Source organism: Streptomyces sp. NPDC056486 (genome assembly GCF_042795295.1).
GTDB lineage: Bacteria > Actinomycetota > Actinomycetes > Streptomycetales > Streptomycetaceae > Streptomyces.
Window position 1 is genome coordinate 22,864 of sequence record NZ_JBHTSF010000079.1, and the last position, 19,285, is coordinate 42,148.

The window sequence follows — 19,285 nt, forward strand, 5'->3', positions numbered from 1 at the left end:
CCGGTCGGGACGCCGACTGTGACGGGCCACACGTGGACGCTGTTGATCATCCTGGCGGCAGCCATCGCCGCGCTGATCACGCTGATCAACTCCCGGCTCCGGTTCCACCCCTTCATCGCCCTGATGACCGTCTCGGTCGGGGTCGCCCTGGCGGCGGGACAGCCCGTCGAGAAGATCGCCGAATCCCTGGAGTCGGGTGCGGGCGGCATCCTCGGCGACGTCGGCGTCACGCTCGCGTTCGGCGCGATGCTGGGGCGGCTGCTCTCGGCATCGGGCGCCACGGACAGGATCGCCCGCCTCATCGTCGACCGCGCGAGCGCCCGCTCGCTGCCCTGGTACGTGACGGGCGCGGCCTTCGTCATCGGCATCCCGATGTTCTTCGAGATCGGCCTCATCGTCCTGCTGCCGCTGATCTTCAGCGTGGCCCAGCGCCTGGAACGTACGCACAAGATCAACGGATCCCCGTACGTGTACTTGGCTGCGCCCGCGATCGGCGCCCTGTCCACCCTGCACGGCATGGTGGCCCCGCATCCCGGCCCGCTGGTCGCGGTGGAGGGCCTGCACGCGAATCTCGGCATGACCATCGCCGTCGGCCTGGTCTGCGCGATCCCCACGATCATCGTCGCGGGCCCGGTGTACGGCCGATGGATAGCCCCGCGCCTGGACGTGCGCCCCGACCCGGAGCTGATCGCCAAATTCACCGGCACCGGCACCGGCGAGGAACCGCGAGAGCAGAGTGCGAGCAAGGTCCGCACAGGCTGGGCTCTCGCCGCCGTTCTGGTCCCCGTGGTCCTGATGCTCCTGCGCACCATCGCGGAACTCGCGTACGACGAGTCCAGCGAGGTACGGCACGTACTGACCTTCACCGGTGAGCCGGTGATCGCCATGCTCATCGGCTTCCTCTTCGCACTGTTCGCCCTCGGATACCGCAGCGGCCTGTCGTCGGACTCGATCCGCTCCTCACTCGCGGACAGTCTGAAGGCCGTCGCGGGCATCCTGCTGATCATCGCGGGCGGCGGCGCCTTCAACCAGGTCCTGGAGGACTCCGGGATCGGTCAGGCCGTCGAATCCGCGGCATCCGGCATGCACATCAACGTGATCGTGCTCGGCTGGCTGATGGCCCTGCTCCTGTCCTTCTCCACCGGCTCCGCCACGGTGGGCATCGTCGCCGCGACGGGCATCCTCGCCCCTCTCGCCCAGGGCGGCAGCACTCTGCACACCTCGCTGCTGGTGGTGGCCATCGGCGCGGGTTCGATCGGCCTCAACTACGTGAACCACGCGGGCTTCTGGCTGGTGAAGGAGTCCTTCGGAATGACACTGGGCCAGGCCACGAAGTCACACACGGCCATCCAGACCATCGTGAGCGTCTGCGGACTGCTGATGGCGCTACTGATATCGACGCTGGCCTGACGACGAGAGTCTGGAGCCCGGCGAGGCTGTAGCGGTCCGCCGGAATGCGCCGAGCCCCGAAGAGCGGAACAGTGAAGAGCGTCGTCCATCGGGGGGCCGGAACCGAGGAGCGTGCGGATCGTGGCCAAGGGCAAGAAGCTCGACAAGGGTGACCAGGTCTCCTGGAGCAGCCATGGGCAGACCGTTCCGGGCAAAGTGAAGAAGAAGGTCACGGAACGCGCCGATGTGGCGGGCAGGACCGTCGACGCCTCGAAGGACGAACCGCAGTACGAGGTGGAGAGTGACAAGTCCGGCCGCAGAGCCGTTCACAAGCCTGAGTCCCTGCGCAAGAAGGGCAACGGTTCGTGAGCGGGACGAGCGACTCGAGTCGGCAGGACGTCATCGACGAGTTCGGTGAGGCCGTCAATATGGCGCCCCGCACCCTGAAGAAGTGGCTGACCACGGATGACTCGAAGAGCGTGGGTCAGGCGAAAGGCAACGGGGAGAGCGTGGGGCACGCGTCAGGGCGCCGTATCGTCGAACTGTTGGAGACGAAGAAGGCCGACCTCACGGACGCCGACATCGCGCACATGCGCAAGGTGGTCGGCTATGTGCACCGGCACCTCGAACAGCGGCCATCCGGTGACGTGACGGATACGCCCTGGCGGTACTCCCTCATGAACTGGGGCCACGACCCGGTGGACTGAGAGGCGGCGCTCCCCGTCGCCAGACCCTCGCCGCACCATCGCGACTCCCCGGGCGAGGGAAAGAACAGGCGGAGAGACGGAGAGGAACAGCACGTGGGTCAGACGGCGGGAGAGCCCGCCTCGGGAGAGCCGGAGCAGCAAGCGCTCTTCGGGTGGTCGGACGCCGCACCGGCCCAGGCCGTGCACGGTGCGTTCCGGGACAGCCCGCAGGCACGCCGAATGCTCGACGTACGGGAGGTCTACGCGGAACCGGCGGCCCTCGACTCGCCGCGCGGCCAGCAGATCATGGCCCGGCTGCCGGACGCGCGCGTGACCGAGGTCGCCAGTCACTGGAACATCCCCGCCCTGCACGGCAACGACGGCAACATCGGCCGGTGGGTCCGCATCAAGACCGAGACGCTCGTCCTCGGGGTCAAGCACACGCTCGCGACGCGCCCCAACGGCAGATCGGCCGACTGGATCGCCCCTGGCCCCTCCAACGGCTGCGCGATGGCCTGCGCCTACTGCTACGTCCCCCGCCGCAAGGGTTTCGCCAACCCCATCACGCTGTTCACCAACATCGAGGCGATCGTGGCCCACGTCCGGCGTCACGTACGGGCCCAGGGCCCCAAGACGGAACCCAACCAGTGTGATCCCGAGGCTTGGGTCTACGACATCGGCGAGAACGGTGACTGCTCCGTCGACGCCCTGGTCTGCGACAACACGGCCGATCTCGTCGCCGCGTTCCGCGGCCTTCCGACCGCCAAAGCCTCCTTCGCGACCAAGTTCGTCAACCCCGACCTGCTCGCACTCGACCCGCGGGGGCGCACTCGCGTGCGCTTCTCCCTCATGCCGGCCGACGACGCCCGCCTCCTCGACATCCGCACCAGCCCGATCGACGAGCGGATCGCCGCGGCAGCCGACTTCCTCGATGCCGGATACGAGGTCCACTTCAACCTCTCGCCCGTCGTCCTCCGCCCCGGGTGGCAGCGGGACTGGGCCGACCTGCTCACCCACCTCGACGACGTCCTGCCCGCCCGAGTGAAGGAGCAGGCGGCGGCCGAGGTCATCATGCTGACCCACAACGAGCAGCTCCACGAGGTCAACCTGGGCTGGCACCCCCGCGCCGAGGACGTGCTGTGGCAGCCGGCGGCACAGGAGACCAAGCGCTCCCAGAACGGCGCTGCCAACGTTCGCTACTCCCTGGAGATCAAGCAGCAGGCCCTGACGCGAATCCAGCAGCTCCTTGCGGCGCACACACCGTGGCTGCGTGTCAGGTACGCCTTTTGAGGTGAGGGCGCTCCCGACCGCGGCGGCGGGCCGGAGGCAGAGGGAGCGGGGCAGGTCCGGGCACCACCGTGTTGGTGAGCGTGCCGATCCCCTCCACCGTGAGGGTGACCGTGTCCCCGGGCTTCAGCGGGGGTGGCGTCTGTTCGCCTCGTACGCCCCATAGTTCCGCCAGGCAGCCGCCGTTGCCGCACGTGCCGGAGCCGAGGATGTCGCCGGGGCGGACGACCGTGCCGCGTGAGGCGTACGCGGTCATCTCCTCGAAGGTCCAGCTCATGTTGGAGAGGAGATCCTCGCCGATCACCTGGCCGTTGACCTCTGCGGTCAGGGCCAGGCGCAGGAAGCCGTCGGTGTCGCGGTACGGCTCCAGTTCGTCGGCGGTGACGAGGTACGGGCCGAGCGTGGTCGCTGTGTCCTTGCCCTTGCAGGGACCGAGGCCGACCTTCATCTCGGCCGACTGGAGGTCGCGTGCGGACCAGTCGTTGAAGACGGTGTAGCCGACGATGTGATCGCGGGCCTGGGCCGGGGTGAGGTCACGGCCCTCGCGGCCGACGACCGCGGCCACCTCCAGCTCGTAGTCGAGGACGGTCGAGCCCGGCGGCATCGGGATGTCGTCGTGCGGGCCGAAGACCGCGTGGGGGTTGGCGAAGTAGAACGTCGGTGCCGCGTACCACCGCTCGGGAACGCCGCTCAGGCCGTCCACGGAGCGGCGTACTCCCTCGACGTGCTCCTCGAACGTGACGAAGTCCCGGATGGATGTGGGTCGGAGCGGGGGCAGTAGCCGCACTTGGGACAGGTGCGGGACTGGTCGTCGTCCGCCCAACGCGGTGGCCCCGGCGTCGAGCAGGGCCGGCAGGCCGCCTGTGGCGTCGATCAGCTCGGTCAGCGTCAGCGAGTCCGCACCGGGCACGGGGTAGAGGGTGCCGGTCTCATCGACCACGGCGACCCCCGTGCGGTGCTGCTGTTCGTAGGTGGCGAAACGCATGAGGTCGCCTCTCAGACCGGCGGGGCGATGAACACGCCTCGGTCGGGGTCGTTGAACGACTCCTTGGCGATGAGTTCGTTCATGGGGTTGGCGGTGCCCCACTGGTCGGTGACCTCGGGCCGGGAGAAGTCGTAGACATGCGGGTGCCAGGTGTCCTCGTCCAGCTCCTCCAACTCCGTCGTGTACTCGACGGTGTTGCCGTGCGGATCGAGGAAGTACGTGAATGTGTTGTCGCCCGCCATGTGTCGGCCAGGCCCCCAGATCTTCTTGAACCCGGCGCGCATGACACGGCCCGAGCCGCGCATGTACTCGTCCAGGCCGCGCATCTCGAAGGAGACGTGGTGCAGGGCGGTGTGCGGGCCCTGGGCGATGGCCATGGAGTGGTGCTGGTTGCTGATCCGCATGAAGTGCATGACCTCGCCCATGTGGGGAGAGCTCAGCGTGTCCGACAGGGCGAAGCCGAGGTGACGTTCGTACCACTCCCGAGTCCGGTTCAGATCAGGGGAGTTGAGGACCACGTGCGACAGCTTGACCGGGATCGCCTCCTTCTCCTCGATCTTGCGGTGCTGCCGGACCTCGACGTCCGTGGAGACCTCGATGGTGCGGCCGTCGACATCGAAGAAGCGGAAGCCGTAGCCGCCTCCGGGGGTGTCGACCTGGCCCGGCTGCGTGACCAACTGCACTTCGCCCACTGCGAGTTCCTCGGCAAGCGTGTCGACGTCCGCCCGGGATGCCGCGCCGTACGAGACGAGGTCGAGGCGCTTCTCGTCCGCCTTCCGCAGGCGCACGACGTACTGCTCGGGTGAGCCCTCCGCGGCAAGGAAGGAGATGCCGGAGTCCTCGGCGACCTTGGTCAGGCCCCAGACGCCGGAGTAGAAGTCGAGCTGCTTGTCGTAGTCGGGGACGGCCAGGTCTACGTGCCTGAGGTGGGTGAGCAGGCGCATGGTGTCAGGCCTTTCGCTGAAGTTGCAGGAGGGCGGCTGCGTTGCCGCCGCGTACGGCGTCGAGGTCGGCGTCGGTCAGCCGCGCGGCCCGCAGCGCACCGACCGGATCCTCACTGCCCATGTCGAAGGGGAAGTCCGAGCCGAGGAGCACCCGGTCCGCACCGGCCGCCCGCACCAACTCGCGCAGCACATGGGGGTCGTGGACCAGCGAGTCGAAGTAGAGGCGTTTGAGATAGCTGCTCGGCGGGTGGGCGCAGGACGCGCCCGCGTCGGTCCTGGCCGACCAGGCGTGGTCGGAGCGCCCGATGTGCGTGGGCAGATAGCCGCCTCCGTGCGCGGCTATCAGCCGCAGGCCCGGATGCCGGTCGAGGACGCCGGAGAAGATGAGGTGGGAGAGCGCGACGGCGTTCTCGGTGGGCTGTCCGACGGTGTTGGACAGGTACCACTGGTCGAGGCGGTCGTCGAGCGTGCAGCCGAAGGGGTGCAGGAAGATGAGCGCGCCCGTCTCGTCGGCGCGGGTCCAGAGCGGCTCGTAGGCCGGGTCGGACAGTTCGCGCGCTTCGTGCAGTTCGCTTCCCGGGGCGTGGCTCGATATCTCTATGCCCAATAGGCCTTCTTCCAGGGCGTGTTCGAGGGCTTGAACTGCCTGTTGGGGGTGCTGGAGCGGCGCGAGGCCGAGGCCCTTGAGGCGGGCGGGGGCCGCCGAACAGTGCGCCGCCGTCGCCTCGTTGGCCAGCCGGTACACCTTCTCGGCCGTCTCCTCGTCGGCCCAGTAGTGGTAGTGCGAAGGGGATGGGCTGACCAGTTGTACGTCCACACCCTGGGCGTCCATCGCGGCCAGGCGTACGGAGACGTCCGTGAGCCGGGGGATGCGCTCGCGCACCATGGGGCCGCTGACGGCGAGGGCGGCTCGGCCGTTGCGGCGGGCGTCCAGCGCCTTCGCCTCCGCGTGGCCGGGCAGCCCGGCCACGAGCGCATCGACCTCGGGCAGCAGGACGTGCGCGTGCACATCGACGGTGGGAGCTGTGGGAACGGTGGGAACGGTCGGGTGACTCACGGGCGCTCCTTGAGCAGGGCCATGGTGCGGCCCATCAGGCCGGGCACGTCGGCGTCGCGCACCCCGTCCAGCTGCCACCGGCCGATCTGCACGGATGCCTCCACGACGGGACGTACCCGCTGGATGCGCCGCTCGTAGTACGCCTGGAACAAGGCGTCGTCCCACTCATCGGCGCCGGTGAGGAGCTCGGTGAGGACGAGCGCGTCCTCCAGGGAGAGCGCCGCACCCTGCGCCAGGGTGGGCGGGCAGCAGTGGGCGGAGTCACCGGCCAGGACCACCCGCCCCCGGTGCCAGGAGCCCTCCACCAGCATCTGGTCGAACCAGGTGTAGTTGACCTTCGCCGGGTCGGTGATGTGCGGGGTGATCTCCGGCCAGAAGCCGCCGTAGTGCCGTGCGAGGGAGCGCATCTCGTCGGCGTACGACTCCGGCGGGATCGAGGCACGGTCCCGGTTGGCCTCGGCGACGTACGCGTAGAGCGTGAACTCGCCGGTCGGACAGTAACCGGCGATGTAGGCCGGACCGCCGTAGGTCAGGTCCGTGCGGACGACGCCTTCGGGGCGGGGGGCGGCGATGCGCCAGATGGCCATGCCGGTGGGTTCAGGCTCGGCGGTGATGCCGATCGCGGCGCGGGTGGCGGAGCTGACACCGTCGGCGGCGATCACCAGGTCGTAGCGCCCGGTCGTACCGTCGGTGAAGTCCACCGTCACACCGTCCCGGTCCCGGTCCTGGTCCCGGTCCTGGTCCCGCTCCCGCTCCCGCTCCTGGTCCTGGTCCAGGGACGCGGCCCGGACGCCCAGGCGCACGGTGGCCCCCGACGCACGGACGGCGTCGATGAGGATCTGCTGGAGCCGCGGGCGCTGAATGCCGACGGTGGCGGGCAGGTCGTCGCCGCCGGTACGGACGTCCTCGGCGACGTGCAGGACGGTGCCGTCCGGTGCGGTGATGCCGACCGTTCCGAAGCCGTGGCCGGATGCCCGCACCCGCTCCCACACGCCGAGCTCACGCAGGACGCGCAGCGCGTTGCCCTGCAAGGTGATGCCGGAGCCCGCGGTGGCGTTCCAGTCGTCCTTGGCCTCGATCAGGTCCACGGCGATGTCCGCCCGGCGCAGCAGGATCGCGGCCGCGTTGCCGGCCGCGCCGCCGCCTATGACGAGAACCGATCGGGTGGGTGTGCTCATTGGGGGTAACTCCTCTGCTGCGCTGCCTACTTGACGGCGACGGGATTGACCGGCGAGCCTACGGCGCCGGTGATGGGCAGGGGAGCGGCGGTGAGCCAGAACTCGTACACGCCGTCCGTCGCGCAGTCGGCGGCCAGCGACTCCAGGTCCCACATCTCGCCGATGAGCAGCCCCATGTTGGGGATGACGACCTGGTGGAGCGGTTGGAAGGCGTGCTCGAACTCGTTCGGACGGACCTCGAAGCCCCAGGTGTCGGTGGCGATCGCGGCGATCTCGGTGCGGTGCAGCCAGCCCGCCGTGGTGAAGGAGAGGCCCGGCGCGGGGCCGCCTGCGTAGTCGCCCCAGCCCTCGCGTCGTGCTCGGCTCAGTTGTCCGGTGCGCACGACGACGATGTCGCCGCGGCCGATCACCACACCGTGCGCCTCGGCGGTCGCGGTCAGATGCGCCTCGGTGACGGCGAACGCGTCGGGCAGCTCGCCGTCCTCGCCCACGACCCGGCCCACGTCCAGCAGGACACCGCGTCCTGCGACGTGCGGGGCCATGTGCTCGATGCCGGTGACCAAATCGCCGTCGGAGGTCACGACCTGGTCCGAGGGCCGCCCGTTCCAGGCCTTGCCGTGGTCGAAGATGTGCCCGAGCCCGTCCCACTGCGTGGAGCACTGCAGTGGCATGGCTACCACGTCGTCGGCGCCGCCGAGCCCGTGCGGGAAGCCCTGGTTGCCGAGCGCCGCGTCGGTTCCGGTGTCCAGCATGGTGTGCACCGGGTTGGTGCGCCGCCGCCAGCCCTTCTGCGGACCATCCATGTCGAACCGCTGCGACAGCGAGAAGCTGGCGCCTCGTCGCACGAGCGCGGAACCTTCGCGGCGCTTGGCCTCGTCGAGGAAGTTGAGGGTGCCGAGTACGTCGTCCTCACCCCAACGGCCCCAGTTGGAGTACGCCTTGGCGGCGCGGGCGATGGCGCCCTCCGGGTCGGTGCGGTCCGGCGGCGTCACGGCGCCGGCTCCTCGGCCACGCAACGGGTGCGCTGAGCGCCGAGACCCGTGAGGGAGCCGTCCATGACGTCCCCGTCGCGCAGCAGACGCCCCCAGTGCATGCCGTTCCCGGCCGGTGAACCCGTCAACACCAAGTCGCCGGGCAGGAGTTGAGCCGTCTGGGAAGCGTAGGAGATCATGCGTGCGACGTCGAAGATCATGTCCTTGGTGGACTCGTCCTGCATGGTCTCGCCGTTGAGTTTCAGGGTGACCCGCAGATCGCCGGGCTCGGCGATCGATTCGGCGGGCACGATCCACGGGCCGAGCGGGGTGAAGCCTGGCGCGTTCTTGCTGCGCAGCCAGTCGGTGCCGATCTGCGGCATGTCCCGGCGGAACACGCTCGCCCGGTCGGTGAGGTCATTGGCGATCGTGTATCCGGCGACGTACTTCAGCGCTTCGTCCACCGGCACCCGATGGGCGGCCCGGCCGATGACCGCGGCCAACTCCAGCTCCCAGTCGGGTTGCCGGGCCCACGCGGGCAGCACGACATCGTCGTACGGACCCGTGATCGCGCTCGGCAGACCGATGAACACGTACGGCAGATCCTCGGCCGCCCGCCGGTCCATGAGCGCGGCGGCCTCCTCGCGCCGCTCCTCGTCGGATCGCTCGTCCGACGGGGCGCGGTGGGCGACATGAAGGTCGATGACGTGCTTGCGGTAGTTGGCGCCGGACTGGAAGACCTGCCGCGGCTCGACCGGAGCGTGCACCCGGAACTCCGCCAGCGGCCGTCGCGCCGCACCGGCATCGGCGGCCAGCGCGCGCAGCCGGGGAAGGAACTCGTCCCAGCGCTCAAGCAGTCCACGCACGGTCAGCGCGGGTTCTCCGAAAGACGTGTGCTCTGCGAAAGCCGCGCGTACGTCGATCGCCTGCCCGTCGGGAGTCACGAGGGCGGGGAACCCTGCAAGGGCCGTCTGATCCGGGGCGGAGAGGGTGCCGAGGGCGAAGGGCCCGGCAAATAGCGCGGATGCGGATGCGGATGCGGATGCGGAAGCGGGTGAGGCTACGGATGCGGGTTCGGCCTTCACGAACATGTCCTCCTGATTGCGGTGTGACCAATCTGAACCCGACACCACGGATCAGGGAAATCGATTCTGTGGATACCCGGAATCCACCACGTTTATGGTGGACGGATTGCCGTGCCACATTTCGTGCCACATTTCGTGCCACATACACAGGGAAACGTCATGAATCTGGCCCGTCTCGACCTCAACCTCGTCGTCGCGCTGCGCGCCCTGCTCGAAGAGCGCAACGTGACCCGCGCCGGGGAGCGGGTCGGGCTCAGTCAGCCCGCGATGAGTGCGGCCCTGGCCCGGCTGCGCCGGCACTTCGACGACGAACTGCTCGCCAGAAACGGCGGACACTACTCACTCACCGCTCTCGGCCAGGTCCTCCTCGACCGCACCTCCACCGTCTACGACCTGCTCGACCGCCTCTTCAGCAGCCAGGCGAGCTTCGATCCGGCCCATGAACAGCGGGAGTTCAGACTCCTCGCGTCGGACTACGCCGTCGCCGTCTTCGGCGCCGAACTGGCCCGCACGGTGCACGAGTCGGCGCCCGGCATCCGGCTGCGCTTCACCCAGACCCCGACCACCGTGGTCGACGACACCGGCGTACTGCTCAGCGCCGCCGACGGACTGCTCATGCCGCACGGCGTCGTCAGCGACTTCCCCGCCACCGACCTCTACGAGGACCGATGGGTCTTCCTCGTCGCGGACGACCATCCCGACGTCGGCGATCGTCTCACCCGCGAGGACCTGGCCCGGCTGCCGTGGGTGACCTACCAGCGGACCTACGACGCCCCCGCCGTACGGCAGTTGGGCATGCTCGGTATCGAGCCCCGCGTCGAGGTGTCCGTGGACAGCTTCCAGGCGCTGCCGCTCCTGGTGGCCGGAACACGGCGGATCGCCCTGGTCCAGGAGCGGCTCGCCCGGCTGCTCGCCCCGGTCGCCCCGGTCAGGACCCTCGCGCCGCCCTATGAGGCCGTTCCGCTGCGGGAGGCCCTGTGGTGGCACCCGGTGCACACGCACGACGCGGCGCACATCTGGCTGCGGGAGACAGCCGCCGAGGTCGGCGGCCGGATCAGGGAGAAGGCGGAATGAGGGCGCGGCTCCGAGATCAGTGGGCACGCGCTCTCGGTCGACAGGAGCCGCATCACCGACGACACGGCTCCCGCCAGAGCCCTTCGTGGGTGGGAGGATCCCGCATCTCACCTCTGGAGGGCACCGCGCGAGGAAGCGACGAGGGGGAGCCTCGCTCCTCGCGTCCCGGGTGGCCGTCGCCACCCAGTGCGCGGCGGCCGCCATCAACCAGCCGCTCCGATCGCACCACCACGACGTTACTCCGTCTTTGCTCTCGCGTCCGTACACATGTGCGGATTTGGTACGAACCGTTGCACCCTGTCGGTCTCCTACCGGCTGGGTAGTGCTCTCAGCTGGTCGGCGCGTGTGTCGGCGATGCGGGCGGCGAGGCGACGGACCTCGTTGCTGCCCGCCGAGCGCGCGGCGGAGCGGGAGACGCGCTGCGAGTGGCTGAGGTGGTCACGGAGCTCCTGGAGTACGAAGCGGTCGAAGGCGGCGCCGGTCAGCCGACGACCCCGGTCGAGGTCGCTCTCGGTGACCATGCCGGGCATGTCGTGGCCCTGGTGCACGTTGGTGTCGGGCAGGCCCATGCGGTGCAACAGGGGGCGTAGGCGGGCGAGTTCGGCCCGGTGCTCCTTGGCGAGTCCGGTCGCCCAAGTCGCCAGATCCGACTCTGAAGTGCGGGCGTGGGCGCGGTCCTTGGTGAGGTCGAGAAGCTCTTCGGCCTGATCGTCCATCGGGATCACCAGCTGGATCCAGCCGCTGTCGGTGGCGGTCGCCCCTGGGAGGGAGGGGCCGGTGGAGGCGGAGGTGGAGGTGGTGGGGGTTGCCGGAGGTGCGGGCGGTGCAGAGCAGCCGCCGAGCAACAAGAGCAGGGACAGGAACAGGGACAGGGCGAGCGCGGGTGCCGACTTCATGAGGGCTTCCGGTGGACGGGCCCATGCCCGGCCGGAGGGGAGTCCGGCCGGGCATGGGGCTTGATGGGGGTGGATGTGGGTGAGTCAGCCAGGCGGCCAGACGTTCAGGAGGGACGGCCGTCCGCACCGCACTTGATGATGGGGTTGATGCAGTCGCGCACCCGGCGTTCCATCTCCGCCTCGGGCCATACGTTGATGAAGTCGCCGTGCATCGTGTACCCCGCCCCCGAAGCGAGCCGAAGGTTCGACGGGTCGCCGTTGACGGGATAGCGCAGGACCTGACGGAGCTTGGGCACCGGAACCGGGTGGGAAGTGGGGCAGGCGCCGTTCACCGGGTAGGACATGTGGCTCTTGTGGTCCGCGGAGTCGAGGTCCTTGCCGTTCCAGCACTGCGGGAAGTCGAGGTAGGACTCCAGCATCGACCCGGCCGGGCAGTTGACGAAGTCGTGCGACGAGCCGACCTCGCCGTGGTGCAGACAGGACCAGCGGGAGATGGTGTTGTCGTTCGGTCCTGTGGCCTTGGCGTTGCCCGCCACGATGCGCAGGCCGCGGGGAATGGGCTTGGTCTTGGCGATGATGTCGTCCCTGACCCCCTCGCCCAGGTAGTAGAAGGTGGTTCCGGTCGGCTCCACCGGGGTGTTGCCCTTGTACAGGGTCGGCACCCAGTAGGCGGAGAGATCGGTGTCGGGGGCGCAGGTGCTCGCGGAACCGTTGAGGCTGCCCAGGTCGGAGTGGGCGTCGGTCGAGGTGTTGCCGAAGAAGCTGTGCATGTGGGAGGCGCCGGGCAGCCCGGGAAAGATGATCGGGTCGTCCGGTGCGCGGTGGCTCGCGGGGCACTCGGCCAGGAACTCGGCCACGCGTACGACGTCTGCCTTCGGAGGGGTTGCCGCCTGCGCGCCGCTCTCGGGGAGCGTGACGCCCAGCAAGGGCAGCACCAGGGCCAACAGGGCGATGGGCAGGGGCAGCCGACGCCGCCGGTTACGGGGTGGTTCCGGCTTCGGGGGAGAGGGGTGTCCGGACATGGGGGCTCCAATCTGTTTGGTGTGAAGGGGGAAGTTCGCGCCGGGCGCCAGGCTTCGGGCGCCAGGCGCCAGGCGCCAGGCGCCAGGCGTCAGGCTTCAGGCTTCGGGCTTCGGACTTCGAGCGTCGGGCGATGGGTGGCGGAGCCGAGAACCGAGCCCCCGCTCCCCACCCGGCAGGGAGTCTCACCCCTTCTGTTCCGCCCGCACCCAGTCGATCTCCGCCTTGACCCCGCCCGCCGCGACCTTGTCGACGCTGGACTGCGGCAGACCCCAGTACGGCTGGGCGACCTTGTTCCAGCCGGCCGGGTAGGCGCCGCCCAGGGCGAGGTTGAGGATCACGTACTGGTTGTGGTCGAAGACCCACTCGCCCCGCGTGGACTCCAGCTTGTTGCGGGTCGTCTCCTGGACGACGCGGTCGTCGACGTAGAAGCGCATGCCTGTCGGCGTCCACTCCACCGCGTACGTGTGCCACTGGTCGGCGGTGCCGCCGTTCGGATAGGTCTGGCGTGCGCCGATGTTGCCGTCCGCCGAGTAACCGGGGCCGTGCAGGGCGGAGCTCGTCCAGTCCGCGTAGCCGATGTTCTCCATGATGTCGGTCTCGCCGGAGGCGGGCCACGAGACGTTCGGGTCGTCCACGTCGCTGCCCAGCATCCAGAAGGCGGGCCAGAATCCGTCGCCGACCGGCAGTTTCATGCGGGCGCTGACCTTGCCGTACGTGAAGTCGAACTTGGTGTTGGTGTCGATGCGGCCCGAGGTGAAGTCATAGGTGCCGCCGCCCGCGGTGGTGCAGTTGTCGCAGTATTTGGCCTGTAGGACCAGACTGCCGTTCTCCGTGCGGATGTTGTTCGTGGAGTCGACGTACGCCTGCGACTCGCCGTTGACCGACCCCATCTCCTGACCGGTCCTGACGACACGCCACTTGGAGCGGTCCAGGCCCGCTGCGGTGAAGTCGTCGAAGAACGTCGTCTTGTACGTCCCCGACTGGTCACCCGGAAGCGCCGGATACGCGGCGGACGCGCTGCCGCCCGTGCCCCACACCTGGAACTCGTAGAGGGAGTAGCCGAATTGTGCCGTGGAGGGGGCCGGGTTGTAGAAGGACCGGCGTTCCTTGCCGAGCATCCGCACGTAGCGGCCGGTCGCGGGCTGTGAGAGCTTCACGCTGTCGTGCCGTCCCACCGCGTCGGCGGGAGACTTGACGTCCGCCCGGCGCGCGGCGACCTCCGCGGCGGAGGGCTTGTGGATCGTGCGCCAGGTCTGGTTGTCGTCGGAGACCTGGACTTCGAAGTCGACCGCGTAGGCCGCTTCCCAGTACAGGTCCACGGTGTCGATGGTGGAGCGTGCGCCCAGGTCGACCGAGATCCAGCGGTTGGCGTTCCAGTCGCTGGACCAGCGGGTCTGGTCGGCCTTCAGGTCGGCGGGCCAGCCGCCGTCGGTCACGAAGGCCGGTGAATTGCCCGCGTGCTGGTAGCGGTTGGAGCGGGCGGGGTGGTTCAGGGCGAGGTTCGCGCGGGTCGTCGAGGCCGGGGCGGGTGCGCCGCCGTAGACCTTGAAGGCGTGCAGTGAGTAGCCCCAGGGCGTGGCCCGTTCGACGCCGCGCATCCTGACGTAGCGGCCCGTCACTTCCTGGGGGTAGGTGTGGGCGGTGACGGAGCCGCCCGTGCCCGCCGTCTCGGTGTAGAAGGAGGTCCAGTCGGTGCCGTTCTTGGACACCTCCAGGACGTACTTCTTGCCGTAGGCGGCTTCCCAGTCCAGGACTACGCGATCGACGCGGAGGGTCGCGCCGAGGTCGAGGCGTATCCACGCGTCGTCGGCGAACTGGCTGGACCACCGGGTCGACGCGTTGCCGTCGAAGGCGGCGCCAGGACCGGGGGTGCCCGCTTCGTTGCCGGACGCGGTCGCCGATGCCGGGTTCGCGGTGTACGCCTCGGCGGCGCGGTCGGTGTCCCAGGCCGCTGCGGCGACCGCGCCGGGAGGGTCGGCCGGCGCGGCGGACGCGAGGCCGGTAAGGAGGGTCAGGGCACAGGCCGTCGCCAGCGCGAGGACAGGGGTGAGTCTGGAGGTGAGTCCGGGGGTGAGTCTCTTTCTTCGGGAGGTGCCGGAGCGCATGGTGCTCTCCTTGCGGGTGTGGGGACGACTCGGGACGGAGGGGTGCGGTCAGGGGAAGGAGACCACCGTGGACGGCACCGTGTCGGAGCCCGACGTGGGACTGCCGGTCGAGTTGATGACGTGCGCGTACTGCCCCTTGCCGCCGAGCGAGACCACGAGCAGGTGGTGGAACTTCACGCCCGGCTTGTTCGGGGCCTGGAAACCGTGCTCCTGCACGATGTTCGGAGCGACGTTGTAGAAGCAGTAGCTGCCGAGTCCCCATCCCTCGTGCGTGGTGACGGAGTCGGCGACCTTGTACGAGGCGAAGCCCCGGATGCTGCCGTTCTGGATGGCCGCCTGGTTGGGCGCGTCGTACGCCTTCTCGTTCTGGTAGAAGATCGTGCGCCCGCGCTCGCCGTTCCACTGCACGTCGTACTTGTTGAAGTGCTCCACGAACAGGCCGGTGGCGAGCACGTCGGCGCCGTTGACGACGACGCCGTAGTCGGCCCGGTTGGTCTCCCAGCCGACGCCGTCGCCGTGGTCGGCGCGCCAGACCCAGGTGTGGTCGACGATGGTGTGGCGGCTGTTGACCACCATGCTGGTGGTCGCCTTGCCCGCGCCCGCGCCGCCGATGCGGATGAACACGTCCTGGACGGTGGTCGGGTTGCCGACGTGCGAGCCGCTCGCGCCCGCGGGGCCGACCTCGACGAGCGTCTTGGAGTTCTGCGGACCGGCGTCGACCAGGAACCCGGCCAGGCGCACCCCGTCCACGTCGGCGGTCTTCACCGCGGTCACTCCGTTGTCCGGTATGAGGGTGGCGTAACCGATGCCGAGGACGACGGTGTTCGCCTTCTTGACCTCGATCGCCCGGTCGAGGTGGTAGATGCCGGGGGTGAGCAGGAGGTGGAGTCCACGGTCGAGGGCGGCGTTGAGGGTGGCCGCGCTGTCCCCCTCCTTGGCGACGTAGAAGGCAGAGAGCGAGAGGGACTGGCCCTGCGGGGTGCCGTGGCCCCAGCTGGTGCCTCGGGCGTTGGTGCGCAGGGCGGGGAGGAAGACCTTGTACTCGCCGCCGTCGAGGTAGAGGAAGGGCTTCTCCCGGGAGTACGGGGTGTTGTTCAGGGTGGTGTAGGGCGGGTTGGGGAAGGAGTCGCCGGGGGCGCCCTCCACCCCGGAGAAGACCATGTTCCACACCGCGTTCAGCCAGCCGCCGATCGAGCTGTCGCGGGTGTACCACTGCTGCTGGGAGTACGGCTGTACGGTGCCGTCGATCCGGCTGTCGGCGATGTAGCCGCCGCTGGCCCAGCCGTAGCCGTTGGGCGCGAGGTTCAGGTCGCCGCGCACGTGCATGCGGCGGAACGGGGCGGCCTGGGAGACCGCCCAGCGGTTGCCTCCGCTGACCGGGGAGAGGGAGAGGTTCTCCGCCGAACGCCAGAAGTTCTGCGTGGCGTTGCCGTTGAACCAGCCCGCGTCGACGGTGACGTCACCGTTGAAGTGCGTGTCGTCGGGGGACAGGCCCAGGCCCATGATCGAGGTGTAGAAGCCGATCTGGGCGTTGAGGCCGCCGTAGGTGCCGGGCTTGAACAGCAGGGCGTAGCGGGCCTTGCCGAACTGCGCCGACTCCTGCTTCTTGAAGACCTCGTCCAGCTTCGCCTGGATACCCCCGGTGGAGGGGTCGAAGATGATGACGTTCGGACCGAAGTCGGGAGCCGCGGCGTTCGCGGGCCGGGGGCCGCGGGCGGCGGGGGCCTGCGCCGGGGGCGAGTCGGGAGCGGCGACCGCTTGGGAGGCGAGCAGACCGGTGGCCGGGACGGCCAGAGCGGCGGCCAGGGCGGTGCGGCGGGAGAGGGTGGACCTCGCGGCGGACGCAGGCAGATGCTCAGACATGGCAAGTCCCTCTGGTTGCGGGTGATTGGTGCGCTGGAGTGCTGGTGGTGGGGGCGGTACCGCTCCGGGTGATGGGGGCAGAGCGGTGCCGCAGGTATTCGATCCGAGTTCAGAACATGAACGGAGATCGCTGAGAGAGCGCTCTCTCGCGTTGGATAGTTGTGTCTGCGACAAGGCGCGTCAAGGGGGTGCGCACGATGTCGTACGGACTCGGTGGAGAGAAGTCAACTAGGTGCCTGTGTGGGCAAGTTGGCGTCAATCGCTCACGCGTGGGTGGTATGTCCTATGGTGCTGGACGGTGCGCGACGGGGCGGTGATCGGACGGAGTTGATGCCCCATCAGGGGCGGAGTCCTGAATGCCCGCCCACTTGATTGCTATAAAGACCCCGTGGAGGACCCCGTGACTGCCGATGCCCTGCGCCCCGTCCGCCCGGTGACCCTGGAGGACGTGGCCCGGACGGCGGGGGTGTCGCGCGCCACCGTCTCCCGGGTCGTCAACGGCGCGCCCACCGTCGACCCGGTGCTGCGCCGCAAGGTGGAGGAGGCCGTCGAGGCCACCGGGTACGTACCCAACCAGGCCGCCCGCTCCCTGGTGACCCAACGGACCGACTCCATAGCCCTGGTGGTCTCCGAGCGGGCACGGCGACCGATCGCGGCTCCCTTCGTCGGCCGGATGTTCTCCGACCCCCACTTCGGGCGGGTGGTCGGCGGGCTGCTCGACGTGCTGCGACCGGCCGGGGTCCAGATGGTCCTGATGCTGGTGGACGACGACACCTCGCGCCGGCAGTTCCTTTCGTATCTGCGGCAGGGCCACGTGGACGGCACGGTGCTCGTCTCCTCGCACGCCTCCGATCCGCTGCCCCGGCTGCTCGCGGAGACCGGCCTGCCCGCCGTACTCGCCGGGCGCCCCGCCGAGCCGGTTCCGCTGCCGTACGTGGAGGTGGACCAGCGGGCCGGGGCGCGGATGGCCGTCGACCGACTGGTCCGCGGAGGCCGCCGCAGGATCGGCACCATCGCCGGGCCGCAGGACATGCCCGCCGCTCAGGAACGCCTCGAAGGCTTCCGTGACGCGCTGGCCGCGCACGGCATCACCGGTGCGCCCTGGGCGGAGGCGGACTTCACGCGGGTGGGCGGCGCCGAGGCGACGCGGCGGCTCCTGGCCGAACACCCGGACCTTGACGGCATGTTCGTCGCGTCGGACCTGATGGCGCAAGGGGTGCTGCAGACGCTGCTGCGGGCGGGCAGGCGGCTGCCGCAGGACGTGGCGGTGGTCGGCTTCGACGACAGCGAGGCCGCCGGGGCCTGCGAGCCCGCGCTGACCACGGTCCGGCAGCCGGTGGAGGAGATGGCCGCCGAGCTGGCCCGGCTGCTCCTTGGGCGGATCAAGCAGCCGGGCGACTCGCCGCTGTCGATGGTGTTCTGCCCGACGCTGGTGGGGCGGGCATCGGCGTAGTCCTGGTCGGCGGTAGCCGTCGCGGTCGGTCGGGGGTCGGTCGGCGGCAGCGGTTCACGGCGGTTACTGCGTCGCTCAAGTTCCGGTGAGAGTGCGCGGGTTGGAGATGCGCCGCCCGTCCGGAGGGTGTGGTCGGTGGGGTGCGCCAGGACCTCAGGACGCCGTGACGGACCATGTCCGGTTCGGGGCCTGATGTGTAGTGTGGTTAGACATGAAGGCGGAGACCCTGAGAGGGAACCTGGAAGGGATGCTGCTGTCCGTGCTGGAGCCTGAGCAGCTGCATGGGTATGCGGTGATCGAGGAGCTCAAGCGGCGCAGCGGCGATGCCATCAACCTCCCGACCGGCACGGTGTATCCAGCATTGCACCGGCTGGAGGCCGCGGGCCTCGTCGGCAGCGAGTGGGCGCGCCACAACGGCCGCCGCCGTCGCAACTACCACCTCACCACGGCGGGACGCCGCGCCCTTGCCGACAAGCGCATGGACTGGCAGGAGGTCTCCTCGGTCATCTCGGTCGTGATGGGAGGGGGGATGTGATGGAAGCGACGGTGCTGCGGCGGTACACCGATCACCTGGCTCGGCACCTCGTCGGTCCTGACTCCAGACGGAGCGCGATCATCGACGAGGTGCTCGACGGCCTCGAGTGCGCGACCGAGGGCAATCTCGAGGAGTGTCCGGATGCCGAGGAGGCCGCCCACCGGGCCGTCCAGGAGTGGGGCCCGCCCAACGAGGTCGCCCGTGCCTACAACGACGCCACTGTGCGCATCAGTGCCAACCGGCTCTCCATGCGCGCGGTGATCGTGCTGCCGTTACTTGCGGCGGCCTGGGCGTGCGCGCTGCTGGGCGGCCCAGCCGGTCCCTGGGCGGTCCGCCATCCGCCGCTGCTCCTGACGGGCCTTTCGCTCGTGGCGTTCGGCTGTGTGCTCTCCCTGGCCGGAGCGCTGTCCGGGCTGCGCAAGGGCAGTGGCTTCGAGGCGGCGGCGGCCGAGCGGGACCAGGCGGTCACCACCAGCACGCTCGCTGCCTTGATCGGCCTGCTCTGCGCGGTCAGTGCGCTCGTCCTGCTGCTGCTCAACCGAGGTCTGAGCCATCCCGAGTCCCTGGACTGGCCGATGGTCTCCATGGCGGCCACCATCACGGTCGTCGCGGGCGCCTACTTCGGGATGTCCCTGATGCGCTTCCTCTCCGTCGTGCGGGGTGCGGGCCCGCCGTTGTAGCCCTCCTCCCGCCCTCGCGCTGGCGCCGACGGTCCTTGACCAGAGCCCCCGGCGGGAGCGACACCTTCTTCGGG

At 69.6% G+C, this 19,285-nt stretch carries 18 protein-coding genes; 8 read left to right on the forward strand and 10 right to left on the reverse strand.

The window, feature by feature from the left end; genetic code table 11:
- The first annotated feature begins 18 nt into the window (after positions 1 to 18).
- The 4 genes from ACFQ7F_RS27305 to ACFQ7F_RS27320 all read left to right on the forward strand — a co-directional run bounded on the left by ACFQ7F_RS27305 (position 19) and on the right by ACFQ7F_RS27320 (position 3,365).
- Complete coding sequence (locus ACFQ7F_RS27305; RefSeq protein WP_383275362.1) at positions 19 to 1,410, forward strand: GntP family permease; 1,392 nt, start codon at positions 19 to 21, stop codon at positions 1,408 to 1,410.
- A 120-nt stretch (positions 1,411 to 1,530) separates the two neighbouring features.
- Positions 1,531 to 1,758 carry a DUF2945 domain-containing protein gene (locus ACFQ7F_RS27310; RefSeq protein ID WP_383275365.1) on the forward strand — a complete coding sequence of 76 codons (228 nt, stop codon included), beginning with the start codon at positions 1,531 to 1,533 and terminating at the stop codon, positions 1,756 to 1,758.
- The gene (locus ACFQ7F_RS27315) at positions 1,755 to 2,096 is read left to right on the forward strand and encodes a DUF3140 domain-containing protein (protein ID WP_383275368.1); all 342 of its coding nucleotides are present in this window, start codon (positions 1,755 to 1,757) and stop codon (positions 2,094 to 2,096) included. Before ACFQ7F_RS27310 ends, ACFQ7F_RS27315 begins: the two co-directional genes overlap by 4 nt.
- Before the next feature lie 93 nt (positions 2,097 to 2,189).
- A complete protein-coding gene (locus ACFQ7F_RS27320; RefSeq protein ID WP_383275371.1) occupies positions 2,190 to 3,365 on the forward strand; it encodes a spore photoproduct lyase family protein in 1,176 nt (391 codons plus the stop codon).
- Here ACFQ7F_RS27320 and ACFQ7F_RS27325 read toward each other — a convergent pair.
- Genes ACFQ7F_RS27325 through ACFQ7F_RS27350 form a run of 6 tightly spaced genes read right to left on the reverse strand, consistent with a single transcriptional unit; the run spans position 3,349 to position 9,582 of the window.
- Entirely contained in the window at positions 3,349 to 4,347 is a 999-nt protein-coding gene (locus tag ACFQ7F_RS27325; protein WP_383275374.1) for a fumarylacetoacetate hydrolase family protein, read from the reverse strand. The genes ACFQ7F_RS27320 and ACFQ7F_RS27325 overlap by 17 nt on opposite strands.
- Positions 4,348 to 4,358: 11 nt before the next feature.
- The gene (locus tag ACFQ7F_RS27330; RefSeq protein WP_383275377.1) at positions 4,359 to 5,291 is read right to left on the reverse strand and encodes a VOC family protein; all 933 of its coding nucleotides are present in this window, start codon (positions 5,289 to 5,291) and stop codon (positions 4,359 to 4,361) included.
- 4 nt (positions 5,292 to 5,295) lie between these two features.
- A complete protein-coding gene (locus tag ACFQ7F_RS27335; protein WP_383275380.1) occupies positions 5,296 to 6,348 on the reverse strand; it encodes an amidohydrolase family protein in 1,053 nt (350 codons plus the stop codon).
- Positions 6,345 to 7,526 carry an FAD-dependent oxidoreductase gene (locus ACFQ7F_RS27340; RefSeq protein WP_383275382.1) on the reverse strand — a complete coding sequence of 394 codons (1,182 nt, stop codon included), beginning with the start codon at positions 7,524 to 7,526 and terminating at the stop codon, positions 6,345 to 6,347. The genes ACFQ7F_RS27335 and ACFQ7F_RS27340 overlap by 4 nt, the downstream gene beginning before the upstream one ends.
- A 26-nt stretch (positions 7,527 to 7,552) precedes the next feature.
- Positions 7,553 to 8,518, reverse strand: coding sequence for a cyclase family protein (locus tag ACFQ7F_RS27345; RefSeq protein ID WP_383275385.1), 966 nt, complete (start codon positions 8,516 to 8,518; stop codon positions 7,553 to 7,555).
- Positions 8,515 to 9,582 carry a fumarylacetoacetate hydrolase family protein gene (locus ACFQ7F_RS27350; RefSeq protein ID WP_383275388.1) on the reverse strand — a complete coding sequence of 356 codons (1,068 nt, stop codon included), beginning with the start codon at positions 9,580 to 9,582 and terminating at the stop codon, positions 8,515 to 8,517. Before ACFQ7F_RS27350 ends, ACFQ7F_RS27345 begins: the two co-directional genes overlap by 4 nt.
- 159 nt (positions 9,583 to 9,741) lie before the next feature.
- On the opposite strand from ACFQ7F_RS27350, the gene ACFQ7F_RS27355 reads away from it, so the two are divergent.
- Positions 9,742 to 10,656 carry a LysR family transcriptional regulator gene (locus ACFQ7F_RS27355; protein WP_383275391.1) on the forward strand — a complete coding sequence of 305 codons (915 nt, stop codon included), beginning with the start codon at positions 9,742 to 9,744 and terminating at the stop codon, positions 10,654 to 10,656.
- Between the two features lie 308 nt (positions 10,657 to 10,964).
- Here the strand turns inward: ACFQ7F_RS27355 and ACFQ7F_RS27360 are convergent, their stop codons facing one another.
- The 4 genes from ACFQ7F_RS27360 to ACFQ7F_RS27375 all read right to left on the reverse strand — a co-directional run bounded on the left by ACFQ7F_RS27360 (position 10,965) and on the right by ACFQ7F_RS27375 (position 16,543).
- Positions 10,965 to 11,552 carry a DUF305 domain-containing protein gene (locus ACFQ7F_RS27360; RefSeq protein WP_383275394.1) on the reverse strand — a complete coding sequence of 196 codons (588 nt, stop codon included), beginning with the start codon at positions 11,550 to 11,552 and terminating at the stop codon, positions 10,965 to 10,967.
- Positions 11,553 to 11,656: 104 nt separating this feature from the next.
- On the reverse strand, positions 11,657 to 12,574 hold the full coding sequence (locus ACFQ7F_RS27365; RefSeq protein ID WP_383275397.1) for a DUF1996 domain-containing protein: 918 nt from the start codon (positions 12,572 to 12,574) through the stop codon (positions 11,657 to 11,659).
- A gap of 183 nt (positions 12,575 to 12,757) precedes the next feature.
- Positions 12,758 to 14,680 carry a discoidin domain-containing protein gene (locus tag ACFQ7F_RS27370; RefSeq protein WP_383275400.1) on the reverse strand — a complete coding sequence of 641 codons (1,923 nt, stop codon included), beginning with the start codon at positions 14,678 to 14,680 and terminating at the stop codon, positions 12,758 to 12,760.
- 48 nt (positions 14,681 to 14,728) lie between these two features.
- A complete protein-coding gene (locus ACFQ7F_RS27375) occupies positions 14,729 to 16,543 on the reverse strand; it encodes a coagulation factor 5/8 type domain-containing protein (RefSeq protein WP_383275403.1) in 1,815 nt (604 codons plus the stop codon).
- 400 nt (positions 16,544 to 16,943) lie between these two features.
- On the opposite strand from ACFQ7F_RS27375, the gene ACFQ7F_RS27380 reads away from it, so the two are divergent.
- The 3 genes from ACFQ7F_RS27380 (at position 16,944) to ACFQ7F_RS27390 (ending at position 19,211) form a co-directional block, all read left to right on the forward strand.
- Entirely contained in the window at positions 16,944 to 17,996 is a 1,053-nt protein-coding gene (locus ACFQ7F_RS27380; RefSeq protein WP_383275406.1) for a LacI family DNA-binding transcriptional regulator, read from the forward strand.
- 211 nt (positions 17,997 to 18,207) lie between these two features.
- Complete coding sequence (locus ACFQ7F_RS27385; RefSeq protein ID WP_383275409.1) at positions 18,208 to 18,531, forward strand: PadR family transcriptional regulator; 324 nt, start codon at positions 18,208 to 18,210, stop codon at positions 18,529 to 18,531.
- Complete coding sequence (locus tag ACFQ7F_RS27390; RefSeq protein WP_383275412.1) at positions 18,531 to 19,211, forward strand: hypothetical protein; 681 nt, start codon at positions 18,531 to 18,533, stop codon at positions 19,209 to 19,211. Before ACFQ7F_RS27385 ends, ACFQ7F_RS27390 begins: the two co-directional genes overlap by 1 nt.
- Positions 19,212 to 19,285 lie beyond the last annotated feature (74 nt).